The following is a 12,260-nucleotide window of genomic DNA, read 5'->3' as shown; positions in this document are numbered from 1 at the left end:
CTTTTTAAAGTACTTGGCTGATTTTATATACAGGAGTAACTTTATTTCGAAAAGTGAACTAAAAATTATTGTTTTGAGGTGAGTTGATGAAAGCGAAAGTTAAAGTGAAAAACGTAACAAAGGTTTTCGGGAAATCTCCAAAGAACGCTATAAAATTACTTGAGAAAGGGTACTCAAAAAAGCAGATACTAGAACAAACAAGTTCAACAATAGGAGTGAATAACGCAAGCTTTGAAATATACCCAGGTGAAATTTTTGTAGTGATGGGATTATCAGGGAGTGGTAAATCAACTCTGATTAGAATGCTTAATAGATTAATTGAACCGACTACAGGACAAATATTGATTGATGACGAGAATATCGTAAAAATGAATCCACAACAATTAAGAGAGGTTCGTCGTAAAAAAATTAGTATGGTCTTTCAGAATTTTGCCTTGTTCCCACATAAGACTATTCTTGAAAATACAGAATATGGTCTTGAAATACAAAATATTTCATCTGTTGAAAGAACAGAAAGGGCTCTGAAATCATTAGAAATAGTTGGGCTAAAAGGATATGAACATCAATTTCCATCCCAGTTAAGTGGTGGAATGCAACAACGTGTGGGCCTTGCAAGAGCACTAACGAGTGATACAGATATTTTATTAATGGATGAAGCCTTCAGCGCGCTAGATCCATTAATTCGTAAAGATATGCAGGATGAATTATTAGAGCTACAGGAGTCGATGAAAAAAACGATTATTTTTATTACGCATGATTTAGATGAAGCTTTACGAATTGGAGACAGAATTGCTCTAATGAAAGACGGTAATATAATGCAAATTGGTTCTCCTGAAGAGATTATGGTAAATCCAGCTAATGAATATGTTGAGCGATTTGTAGAAGATGTTAATCTATCAAAAGTATTAACGGCAGCTCATGTCCAGAAACGTGCTGAAAGAATTACTCCTGACCGTGGACCAAGAATAGCGCTACAAATAATGAGAGACCAAGGTTATTCCAGTATTTTTGTAGTTGATCGTCGACAAAAGCTACTTGGAGCAATTACTGCTGAAGATGCTTCAAATGCACTGAAAGAAAATAAATCGGTAGAAGAAGTTATGCAGAAAGATATTGTGTCTGTTTATGAAGATACTTTGTTAACTGATGTAATTGGAGCACTTGCAACTTCTGTTCTTCCATTAGCAGTCGTAGATAAAAATAATAGATTAAAAGGCGTAATTATCCGTGGAGCAGTTATTGGTGCATTAGCGGGTAAAACAGAGGATTTAAACATAAAGGGAGGTTAATTTTATGGGGATACCAAAAATTCCGTTGGCTGAATGGGTTGATAAACTAGTAGAATTGATTATCAAAACTTTTCATCCTCTATTCAATTCAATATCGAACGTTACAGAAACCCTTTTAAATAACCTAGTGAAAGTTTTAGGACTTGGACCATCAATTGTTTTAATTTTATTATTATCATTTCTTGCTTTCTATACAAGTAGGTGGACTGTTGGGCTGTTTACATTACTTGGATTGTTATTAATCGATAATCTAGGACTTTGGGATGCTACAGTAGAATCGTTGGCATTGATTTTATCAGCGATCGTAATAACGGTTGTTATTGGAATTCCATTAGGTATATGGGCTTCACAAAACAATCGGGTGAAACAGGTAATCACACCTATACTCGACTTTATGCAAACAATGCCAGCATTTGTGTATTTAATTCCTTCAATTCTCTTTTTTGGAATTGGGGTAGTACCCGGCATATTGGCATCTGTCATTTTTGCATTACCACCAACTATTCGATTAACGAATCTAGGTATTCGAGAAGTTCCAAATGATTTAATTGAAGCATCAAATGCGTTTGGATCAACAACTTGGCAAAGGCTATTTAAAGTGCAGCTACCTCTAGCAGCTCCTACAATTTTAGCGGGAATTAATCAAAGTATTATGCTTGCTTTATCGATGGTAGTTATTTCCTCATTAGTAGGTGCACCAGGTTTAGGTGCAGAAGTATATCGTGCTGTAACTCAGATTAAAGTAGGTGAAGGATTCGAGGCAGGAATATCGATTGTTATCGTTGCAATTATTCTCGATCGAATTTCCCAAAACCTACGTCAACCTGCTTATGAGAAAAAATTCGCCAAAAAATATGCTTATGGGCTAATCGCAGTAATCCTTTTCCTTTCTGCCTGTGCAGTTGGATTTGCAGGGTCTAAAGATGAGAAAGCGAAGTCAAATAATTTGGGTGCTCAAGTAAATTATGAGATTACCGGAATAGATCCAGGTGCTGGATTAATGAAGGCAACAGAAAAAGCGATGAAGGATTATGATTTAAAGGATTGGACATTAAAAGAAGGCTCTTCTGCAGCGATGACAGCTGAGTTGAAAAAAGCATACGAAAATAAAGAACCAATCATCGTTACAGGATGGACTCCTCATTGGATGTTTTCAAAATATAAATTAAAGTATCTAGAAGATCCAAAAGGATCATTCGGCAAAACTGAATCGATTCACACGGAGGTAAGGAAAGGTTTAAAAGAAGACCTTCCTGGTGCGTACACGATATTAGACAATTTTTATTGGACACCTTCCGATATGGAAGAAGTTATGAGGGATATACAAGATGGTATGAAACCTGAAAATGCAGCAAATAAATGGCTGGAAACGCACAAAAATCAAGTGAATAAATGGACAAAAGGTACTTCAAAAGGTAATGGTGAAAAAATTAATCTCGTGTATGTTGCGTGGGAATCTGAAGTTGCTAGTACAAATGTCATAGGAAAAGTATTAGAAAAACAAGGATATGATGTGACGTTAAAACAAGTCGAGGCAGGACCAATGTTTGCTGGTGTAGCAGATGGGAGTGCAGATGCAATGGTAGCAGCATGGCTTCCAACTACTCATAAAGATTACATCAATGAATATAAAAACAAATTGATCGATCTTGGTCCAAATTTAGAAGGAACTAAATTGGGCTTGGTAGTCCCGAAATATATGAAGATTAATTCGATCAATGATTTGAAATAGTTTAAATTCAAAAATAGTAATAATAAAAGGACTAACTAAGCTAATTGCTTAAGTTAGTCCTTTTATACGTTGTGAAAAGATACTTTATTAATGGCTTACTCCATTTTCTAAAACTGATAATAGTTCATGCTTTTGCGATTCATTAGCGTTATTCCAAAAAAGTTCTAAAAGGACACCTAAGCCTGGTAAAACTTTTTCCTCACCACTTTGAATAGCGTCTACAATTGTTGCCTCTAATTGGTCGCTTTTATTACCTGAAATATTGTGAAGAACTGCACCGCGAATATTAAAATTCATTTTGAATTCTCCTTTCATATTAAGCTTTATATAGTATTTGTAAACAGAAACGATTTTATGTATGATAAACGATATGATATACGAAGAAAGGTAAAGGAAATCTTATGAAACAAATTGATTCCATACAAAATAATTCTGTAAAAGCTTGGAAAAAATTACATACTAAAAAAGGAAGAGATAAAGCAAAACAATTTATCGTTGAAGGATTTCATTTAGTAGAAGAGGCAATCAAACACGATGCGCCAATCCTTCATTTACTAATTTGTGAAGAAGTTGATTTACCTTCTAATTTTTCAACAGGTTCTTTTGATATTACATATATTTCAAAGGAAGTTAGTAAAGAATTAAGTGAAACGGAAACAACACAAGGTATTTTTGCGATTATCGAATTTTCTTTTGTACGAATTGATTTTGAAAAAGTATCGAAATTATTATTAATTGATGAAGTTCAAGACCCAGGTAACGTTGGAACGATGATTCGAACAGCGGATGCAGCTGGATTCGATGGCGTTATTCTAGGTACTGGAACAAGTGATTTATATAATGCTAAAACAATTCGCTCAACACAAGGTTCAATCTTCCATTTACCGATATTACGCGGTGATTTATCGGAAACGATTATGAATCTAAAAGAAAAAGGATTAACTGTTTACGGTACATCTCTTCAAAATGCAAAACCGTTTAATGAAGTGAAAGTAACAAATCGTTTTGCAATTATTGTTGGAAATGAAGGGAAAGGTGTAAATTCCACACTTCTTTCACTGACTGACGAAAATTTATATATCCCAATATACGGTAAAGCTGAATCATTAAATGTTGGAATCGCAGCAGGAATTTTAATGTATAGCATGTAGGGCGGGGAGAGCAGGAAAAGCAGGAAAAGCAGGAAAAGCAGGAAAGAAGAAAAATCTTTTAGCTTTAAAATCTTTTCCTAATCCTTATCCTGCATTTCCTAAATCCTGCCCCTAATTCCAGTTGCATTAATTGAAAAATATCACTATAATTAATTAAGGAAATTTAATACATAAAAAAGCTTTGACAGAGAATAGTAAATTTGAATCACTATTAAGGGAAAAAGTGTCATAGACTGCAAGCACTTTTATAGTAGACCAAATTGAATTCACCTCTTGAGCTAGCGCCGGGACCATTTTTTAATGTAAAGGCGACTCGGTCTATCTTAGTAGATCGTTATATGAATGAAGTGAGCAGTTAGTTTGTGTTTTAATCATAACTGTTAATTAGGGTGGTACCGCGATCAATCCTCGTCCCTTTTTGGGAGCGAGGTTTTTTTATGTTTAAAAATGAAAAATTGATATTGATTAGGAGGAATATTCATGCAAGAGCGTTTAATTTCTTTACAAGCAGAAGCAATTAAGCAGATTGAAGAAGCACAAGATTTAAAAGCATTAAATGAAGTAAGAATTGCCTATCTTGGAAAAAAAGGTCCAATTACAGAGGCAATGAAAGCAATGAAGGATTTATCTCCTGAAGAGCGTCCAAAAATGGGAGCTGTAGCGAATGAAGTACGTGCAGCAATTCAAGAGAAGCTTGAAGCAAAACAAGTCTTATTAGAACAAAATGCAATCAATGAAAAATTAGAAAGTGAAAGTATTGACGTGACACTTCCTGGAAGACCAGTTCATGCAGGGGGAGCACATCCTTTAAGAGCTGTAATTCAAGAAATTGAAGATTTATTTATCGGAATGGGCTATGAAATCGCTGAAGGTCCAGAAGTTGAAAAAGACTATTATAATTTCGAAGCATTAAATTTACCAAAAGGTCACCCTGCTCGTGACATGCAAGATTCGTTCTATATTTCTGAAGAAACTTTAATGAGAACTCATACTTCACCAGTTCAAGCAAGAACAATGGAAGCGAATGTTGAAAAAGGACCAATCAAAATTATTTGTCCAGGTAAAGTTTATCGCCGTGACGATGATGATGCTACTCACTCACATCAATTTATGCAAATTGAAGGATTAGTGATTGGTGAAAACATTTCAATGAGTGATTTAAAAGGAACGTTACAACTTTTCGCTAAAAAGATGTTTGGTGAGGATCGTGAAATTCGCTTACGTCCAAGTTTCTTCCCATTCACTGAGCCATCAGTAGAGATGGATATTTCTTGTATGAAATGCGGAGGAAAAGGTTGTAATATGTGTAAGCATACAGGATGGATTGAAATTTTAGGAGCTGGAATGGTTCATCCAAATGTACTTGAGATGGCTGGATATAATCCAAAAGAAGTTCAAGGATTTGCATTCGGTATGGGTCCAGAGCGTATCGCATTATTGAAATATGGTATTGATGATATTCGTCATTTCTATACGAACGATATAAGATTTTTAAAACAATTCCAACAAATGTAAGGTAGGAGGGGACAAAACATGTTTGTATCGACTAAATGGTTACAAGAATACGTTGATTTAAGTGGTGTAACGCCAGATGAGCTTGCAAAGTTAATAACAAAAGCAGGTATTGAAGTTGAAGGTGTAAATCATCTTTCTGAAGGAATTAAAAATGTTGTTGTTGGTTATGTAATGGAACGTGAACAACATCCTGAAGCTGATAAATTATCAAAATGTACTGTGGATGTTGGAGAAGAACAACCAGTTCAAATTATATGTGGTGCACCAAATGTTGCAAAAGGTCAAAAAGTTATCGTTGCAAAGGTAGGCGCAGTATTACCAGGTAATTTTAAAATTAAAAAAGCAAAATTACGTGGAGAAGTTTCTGAAGGAATGATCTGTTCTCTTCAAGAATTAGGAATTGAAGGAAAAGTAGTAGCAAAAGAGTTCTCAAATGGAATTTTTGTATTACCAAGTGATGCTGAAGTAGGTGCTGATGCATTAGAAGTATTATTCCGTGATGATGCTGTATTAGAACTTGGGTTAACACCGAACCGTGCGGATTGCTTAAATATGATTGGTGTTGCTTACGAGGTAGCTGCAATTTTAGATCGTGACGTAAAACTTCCGTCTATTAATGCGGACACAGCTGCTACTGCTGATTATGTTTCAGTAACAATTGAATCAAAAGAAGATGCTCCATATTATAGTGCTAAATTAGTTAAAGGTGTAAAAATAGGACCTTCCCCATTATGGATGCAAGCTCGTTTAATGAGTGCTGGTATTCGTCCAATAAATAATGTTGTTGATATTACGAACTATATTTTAATTGAGTATGGTCAACCATTACACGCGTTCGATTTTAAAAAATTAAACAGTAATCAAATTATTGTTCGTCATGCAAAAGAAAATGAAAAAATCGTTACACTTGATGGTGAGGAGCGCACATTACAGCCACATAATTTAGTGATTGCAACAGAGAAAGAAGCAGTTGCAGTTGCAGGTGTAATGGGTGGTCAAAATACTGAAGTTGATGCAGAAACTGTAGACGTTTTAATTGAATCGGCTGTTTTCAGAGGCCAAAGTGTTCGTCAAACTTCAAAAGACTTAGGCTTACGTAGCGATTCTAGTGCTCGTTTTGAAAAAGGGATCGATGCTTCACGTACATTCCCTGCATCTGAACGTGCTGCTCAGTTAATGGCTGAACTTGCTGGTGGAACAATTGTAGAAGGTACTGTAATTGCCGACAATTTAGTTGACGATGCTATAACAGTATCAGTTACTGTAAGTAAGATTAATGGTGTATTAGGTACATCAATTGATGCTGAAACTGTAAAAGAGATATTCCGTCGTTTAAGATTAGAAGCTACACAAAATGGTGAAGTATTTACTGTTACTGTACCTAGTCGTCGTGGTGATATTTCAATTGAAGAAGATTTAGTTGAAGAAGTAGGACGTCTTTATGGTTACGATCATATTCCAGCTACATTACCAACTGGAGTTGCTAGCCGTGGACAATTAACACCTTATCAAGCACAACGTAGAAAAATTCGTAATTATTTACAACACGCAGGTCTTTACGAAGCTGTAACGTACTCTTTAACAAGTAATAATAAGGTAAAACGCTTTGCATTAGAAACTGTAGATGCGGAACCTGTACGTTTAGCATTACCTATGAGTGAAGAGCGCAGTGAGCTACGTTTCAGCTTAGTACCACATTTATTAGATGCTGTTTCATATAATGTTGCGCGAAAAGAAGAAAACGTTCAACTATTTGAAACAGGCTCTGTATTCTTAACGAAGGAAAAGAACGATCTTCCACACGAAGAAGAATATTTAGCTGGAGCGTTAACTGGTTTATGGTTGCAACATGCGTGGCAAGGTGAGAAAAAAGCTGTTGATTTCTACGTAGTAAAAGGTATTTTAGATGGTTTATTTAATGAGATAGGTTTATCAAATAAAATAACTTATACTGCTGCTAAAAAAGAAGAATTACATCCAGGACGTACTGCTAGTATTTTATTAAATGATGAAGAAATTGGTTTTATTGGTCAAGTTCATCCTGTTACACAAAAAGAGTGGGATATTAAAGAAACTTATGTTTTCCAATTATCTCTTGAAAAGTTATTAAACACTGAATTCGAAGATATTTTATACAATGCAATACCTCGTTTCCCATCAATGAACCGAGATATGGCATTAGTAGTTGATTCGAAAGTATTTGCTGGTGATATACTATCTACTATTCGTTCAGCAGGTGGAAAACTTCTAAAAGATGCTACAATATTTGATTTATATGAAGGTGACAAAATGGAAGCAGGCAAGAAATCTGTTGCCTTCTCATTAACTTACTTCGATCCTGAACGTACTTTAACGGATGAAGAAGTAACAAAAGCGCATTCTAAAGTATTGAAAGCAGTAGAAGAAACACATAACGCTCAATTAAGAGGCTAATTTAAAAAGACTTCTTTAATAAGTCTATAACGATCCTTTTAATGAAATTAGTTATGAAACCATTTTTGAGATAAGCTTGAAATGGATAAAAAACCAGAAATCATTCGATTTCTGGTTTTTTTGTATTGCAATATTCCATAAATCAGATAATCAGACTGATTGAAAAACGTTTGTCTTTCGAGGCGCGAAGCCTTATGAGGAGCGGAGTTACCCAAGACGGTAATGAGTACCGTAAGCAGTCGAAGCAACGAAGTAAGTGAGCGTTTGCCAACAGTATGGTACCAGAAATCATACTATTTCTGGTTTTTTATATGGGTGAGTATTCTATTAGAAAATTTTAATAGAATATTCACCTATTTTTTGTCCCATTTTTATAGTGTGAATGAACCAATTTGTCCTTTTTCTATACTATAAAATGTACAATTAAAAATTTTTGAGAGGTGTATATTTTTGCCACTACCACCATTACCACCACTACCACAACAACCATCAGAAGAACCAGAAAAAACAGGTATGGGACAATATTCAGATTCATTAAATTCACCACAACAGCAGAATTCTTCATTCCAGCTTCAAGGTCCAGTAGGCCCAATTGGCCCGATGGGTCCAGTAGGCCCAACTGGTCCAACTGGTCCAACAGGACCAAAAGGAGACAGAGGGAAAAGAGGAAAAGATGGTGATGACGGAGAGAGAGGGAAAAGAGGTCATATGGGACCGATGGGACCAATGGGTCCAATGGGTCCAGTAGGTCCGGCAGGAGCAACAGGCCCAGCAGGAGTAACTGGAGCAAACGGAGCGACAGGTCCACAAGGTCCAGCAGGCCCTTCAGGAGGACCTCCAGGCCCAGCGGGAGTAACAGGTCCACAAGGTCCAACAGGTCCAGCAGGAGCAACAGGTCCAGCGGGAGCAACAGGCACAATCGGAGCATTTGCACACATCTTTAACGTAGGAACTCAAACAATAGCAACAGGTAATCCTGTCTCTTTTGATACGAATGGAACCATTTCAGGGACGGATATTACTCATGTAGCAGGCTCACCAAATATTGTACTTGCTCAAGGTCACAATTATCAGGTTATATATACTTTTGTTGGTGATGCTTCTGTTTCAGAAGTTTCAGTTCATTTTACTTTAGCGAGTACAGATATTCCAGGAAGTGGATTCACTGATCCAAGTTCCGCAGCTTTAGTAACTGCTTCAGAAGGTTCAGGTGAATTTATTATTAGTACTGTTGGACAAGTTGCACCAACTAATTTAGTTATGATTGTTGACAGTACTACAGACATGACTTTCCCAGCTCAAGATGTTAATCATCCAAATGTTAGTATTGTGATAATTGAGCTGAGCTAATTAAGGGTTTAGAATCCGTTGTTAAAACGGATTCTTTTTTTTGAAAGATAAGAATGAAATATTTTTTTAATACTAGCAAAATATTCCATAGTTGAATAAGTTAATTAAGGCGGTGACAGAAATTTAGTAATTTTTTGAGGATGTTTTTTATAGGAATGGAAATATATTTCTTGTTTAAAAAGGAACAAAACACGAGCTCAAAATGAAATTGTGCAGGAATTTTCTGGTAAACACAAATAAATAGTCATGATTCTAAAATATTGATAAGAGGAATGGAGCGTCTACTTTTAAAGTGAGTTAAGAAGGTGATTAACAAATGAAAACTAGTATAATTATTTTGACTTATAATCAGCTTGAAGTATCCAAAAAATGCTTTGAAAGTCTTGCAAAGTATACAAAGGAAGAAGAAGTAGAGATTATCGTTGTGGATAATGGTTCGACAGATGGGACAAGAGAATATTTAAAGAGCAATTCATCATTTATTACAATATTAAATGATATAAATATGGGCTTTGCAAAAGGCTGTAACCAAGGAATTGAGGTCGCAACAGGAGACAACTTGTTATTTTTAAACAATGATACAATTGTAACCGAAAACTGGTTAGATGCAATGTTTGCCCTCTTGAATAGTAATGAAAAAATTGGAATGGTAGGCCCAGTTAGCAATTATGTAAGTGGTTTGCAAAGAATTAACGTGGATTACCATACCGATGAAGAAATAAATGAATTTTCATTACGTTATTGTGCAAAAGTAAAAGGGAAATCTAAACGGGTGATACGATTAGTAGGATTTTGTTTACTAGTAAGAAGGGAATTAATAGAGAAATTAGTTGGCTTCGATGAAAGATTTAAATTAGGATCTTTTGAAGATGATGATATTTGTTTAAGGACAGTTTTAGAAGGATATGAATTGCATATTGCATTAGATTCATTTGTTCATCATTATGGGCATGTAACATTTAATGGTAATAACGATATTAATATTAATCAACTTTATATTGAAAACAGAATGAAATATATAGAAAAGTGGGGCAATCATTTAATTGATAGTGCCTATCCAAAATTGGAAATTATTGAAATGGTACCACAAAATGTGGAAAATATATTAGAAATCGGCTGTTTAGCTGGTGCAACAGGCTTAGAAATTAAAAATCTTTATAAATGTGGTTTGTATGGTACCGAAGTAGATTCAAAACTTTCTTTTATATCATCCCAATTTTATAATAAAGTTGATAATCTAAGTATTAATGAAGTGCCTCAAGGGTACGCTAATGAATTTTTTGATTTAATTATACTTGATCAGATTGTTGATCAATTAATTGACCCTTGGAGTTTTGTACAAGAAGTTACGAAATTATTAAAACCATCTGGTTCAATTATATGTAGGGTTCCAAATGTATCTCACGGAGAAGTTGTTTTTCAGTTATTACAAGGTCAATGGAATTACATTCAAGCAGGTATATTGAATAAAGAACATATTCGGTTTTTTACGCCTCAAACGATAAATACACTATTCCCTTCTAATCAATTTGAAATTATCACAAAAAAATATGAAAATATCGACGTTGATTTAAATATTAAGTTGTTTTTTGAAGAAGTGATTCATTTAGCACATAGCTTTGGAATTGACCTTAATGGATTAAATACAAATCTGGAAATTTATCAAATGTGTTTACTTATAAAGAAAAAATAATAAAAAGGCAGTTGATTTACTCAACTGCCTTTACTATTTAATCTATAAGAAAAATATTCTCGATTTGAAAGAATGATAGGATGCGCAGGGGAGAATTGAAGTGCTTTTTCATTGTGTTCATTTGCAAGTTCATATTCACCGATTTTGTCATAGCAAACGGCTAGTTGTAAATGTGGTAGCCAAGTGGAACAAGAGGGATTGTGATCAAGTAATCTCGTATTTACTTTATTTAATATTGCTTCTTTATACCAATAGATTGCTGAATCCAAATTCATTTTCTCTAAATATAAATAACCAAGTCTACAACATGTTTCAGGGTGAGTTTTGCCGTATTGAAGAGCTTTTAATAACCAAATAGTTTCCAATTCTTTAAAATTTAGCTCGTGATAACAATTTGCTAAATAATTACATGCAAGGATATTATGTTCTTCAAATTGCTGATTAGTCCTCAAATAGTTTAAAAAATATTTAATCGCTTTTTCAAATTGAGTGTTTGAGCAAAGTTCTCTAGCGTAATAAAATAAATCTCTTGGTGAAAAATTAAGATTATGATTTAACATTTGATCAAACATCGAGAGATTATCTTCTATATTTTCGGTGAAAGGAAGGTCTGTGATTGTAAGATCAATGGATAGAAGAGTTTCTAAAGTATCTTCTTTATTTAAGGTTTCATTCACATTTCTAGTGTGGAGTCTATTAACTAATCTTGTGACTTTTCGTTTACTAGTTTCATTCCAGCCAAGCTGATAATCTAATGTAAAATGAATAGCATCTTTGTTCATTTCTTGTTTTAATTGAACAAATTTTTTACGATCGTTCTCTTGCAAGACTTCACTAGGGTTTAGAAATAAAATGAAGTCTTTAGTTGCCTTTGTTATTGAATAACTTAGAGCATCTTCTTTATTAGTGTTCTCTTCTAAACTGAATACTCGTTCTGAAAAATTCTTCACAAGCCCAACAGTTCGATCAGAAGAATCGAGATCTACAACTATGATTTCATCGACGATGCCTATAACGGAATTAAGGCATCTTTCTATTATTGCTTCGTTATTATGAACAACAATACATAAACTAACTGTAATCAAACTATCACTCCT

The 12,260-nt window shown here is 34.5% G+C and carries 9 protein-coding genes and 1 other annotated feature; of the genes, 7 read left to right on the top strand and 2 right to left on the bottom strand.

Annotated features, from left to right (window positions below; genetic code table 11):
• Positions 1–86: 86 nt before the first annotated feature.
• Together B7R67_RS06070 and B7R67_RS22730 are read left to right on the top strand one after the other, a co-directional pair.
• The gene (locus tag B7R67_RS06070; RefSeq protein ID WP_088068532.1) at positions 87–1,289 is read left to right on the top strand and encodes a quaternary amine ABC transporter ATP-binding protein; all 1,203 of its coding nucleotides are present in this window, start codon (positions 87–89) and stop codon (positions 1,287–1,289) included.
• A 4-nt stretch (positions 1,290–1,293) separates the two neighbouring features.
• The gene (locus tag B7R67_RS22730) at positions 1,294–3,021 is read left to right on the top strand and encodes a glycine betaine ABC transporter substrate-binding protein (protein ID WP_088068530.1); all 1,728 of its coding nucleotides are present in this window, start codon (positions 1,294–1,296) and stop codon (positions 3,019–3,021) included.
• 87 nt (positions 3,022–3,108) lie between these two features.
• Here B7R67_RS22730 and sspI read toward each other — a convergent pair whose 3' ends face one another.
• Positions 3,109–3,318 carry a small acid-soluble spore protein SspI gene (sspI, locus tag B7R67_RS06060; protein ID WP_088068527.1) on the bottom strand — a complete coding sequence of 70 codons (210 nt, stop codon included), beginning with the start codon at positions 3,316–3,318 and terminating at the stop codon, positions 3,109–3,111.
• A gap of 104 nt (positions 3,319–3,422) precedes the next feature.
• Between sspI and B7R67_RS06055 the strand changes: the two genes are divergently transcribed.
• The 5 genes from B7R67_RS06055 (at position 3,423) to B7R67_RS06035 (ending at position 11,163) form a co-directional block, all read left to right on the top strand.
• The gene (locus B7R67_RS06055; protein WP_088068525.1) at positions 3,423–4,172 is read left to right on the top strand and encodes a TrmH family RNA methyltransferase; all 750 of its coding nucleotides are present in this window, start codon (positions 3,423–3,425) and stop codon (positions 4,170–4,172) included.
• 172 nt (positions 4,173–4,344) lie between these two features.
• Positions 4,345–4,591 (top strand) — a binding site (T-box leader).
• A gap of 61 nt (positions 4,592–4,652) precedes the next feature.
• Positions 4,653–5,687 carry a phenylalanine--tRNA ligase subunit alpha gene (pheS, locus tag B7R67_RS06050; protein ID WP_088068523.1) on the top strand — a complete coding sequence of 345 codons (1,035 nt, stop codon included), beginning with the start codon at positions 4,653–4,655 and terminating at the stop codon, positions 5,685–5,687.
• 18 nt (positions 5,688–5,705) lie between these two features.
• A complete protein-coding gene (gene pheT, locus B7R67_RS06045) occupies positions 5,706–8,120 on the top strand; it encodes a phenylalanine--tRNA ligase subunit beta (RefSeq protein ID WP_088068521.1) in 2,415 nt (804 codons plus the stop codon).
• Positions 8,121–8,570: 450 nt separating this feature from the next.
• The gene (locus B7R67_RS06040; protein WP_213084057.1) at positions 8,571–9,470 is read left to right on the top strand and encodes a collagen-like domain-containing protein; all 900 of its coding nucleotides are present in this window, start codon (positions 8,571–8,573) and stop codon (positions 9,468–9,470) included.
• A 316-nt stretch (positions 9,471–9,786) separates the two neighbouring features.
• The gene (locus tag B7R67_RS06035; protein ID WP_088068519.1) at positions 9,787–11,163 is read left to right on the top strand and encodes a glycosyltransferase; all 1,377 of its coding nucleotides are present in this window, start codon (positions 9,787–9,789) and stop codon (positions 11,161–11,163) included.
• A gap of 20 nt (positions 11,164–11,183) precedes the next feature.
• Here the strand turns inward: B7R67_RS06035 and B7R67_RS06030 are convergent, their stop codons facing one another.
• On the bottom strand, positions 11,184–12,248 hold the full coding sequence (locus B7R67_RS06030) for a glycosyltransferase (RefSeq protein ID WP_088068517.1): 1,065 nt from the start codon (positions 12,246–12,248) through the stop codon (positions 11,184–11,186).
• Positions 12,249–12,260: the final 12 nt, after the last annotated feature.

The sequence above is a fragment of the Gottfriedia luciferensis genome, assembly GCF_002156865.1.
Classification (GTDB): Bacteria; Bacillota; Bacilli; order Bacillales; family Bacillaceae_G; genus Gottfriedia; species Gottfriedia luciferensis.
Note: the sequence above shows the minus strand (reverse complement) of the source record. Positions and strands in the feature narration are given on the sequence as shown.

Coding starts and splice junctions, on each gene's coding strand:
- B7R67_RS06070 (WP_088068532.1), top strand. CDS start 87: ATGAAAGCGAAAGTTAAAGTGAAAAACGTAACAAAGGTTTTCGGGAAA.
- pheT (WP_088068521.1), top strand. CDS start 5,706: ATGTTTGTATCGACTAAATGGTTACAAGAATACGTTGATTTAAGTGGT.
- sspI (WP_088068527.1), bottom strand. CDS start 3,318: ATGAATTTTAATATTCGCGGTGCAGTTCTTCACAATATTTCAGGTAAT.
- B7R67_RS06055 (WP_088068525.1), top strand. CDS start 3,423: ATGAAACAAATTGATTCCATACAAAATAATTCTGTAAAAGCTTGGAAA.
- B7R67_RS22730 (WP_088068530.1), top strand. CDS start 1,294: ATGGGGATACCAAAAATTCCGTTGGCTGAATGGGTTGATAAACTAGTA.
- pheS (WP_088068523.1), top strand. CDS start 4,653: ATGCAAGAGCGTTTAATTTCTTTACAAGCAGAAGCAATTAAGCAGATT.
- B7R67_RS06035 (WP_088068519.1), top strand. CDS start 9,787: ATGAAAACTAGTATAATTATTTTGACTTATAATCAGCTTGAAGTATCC.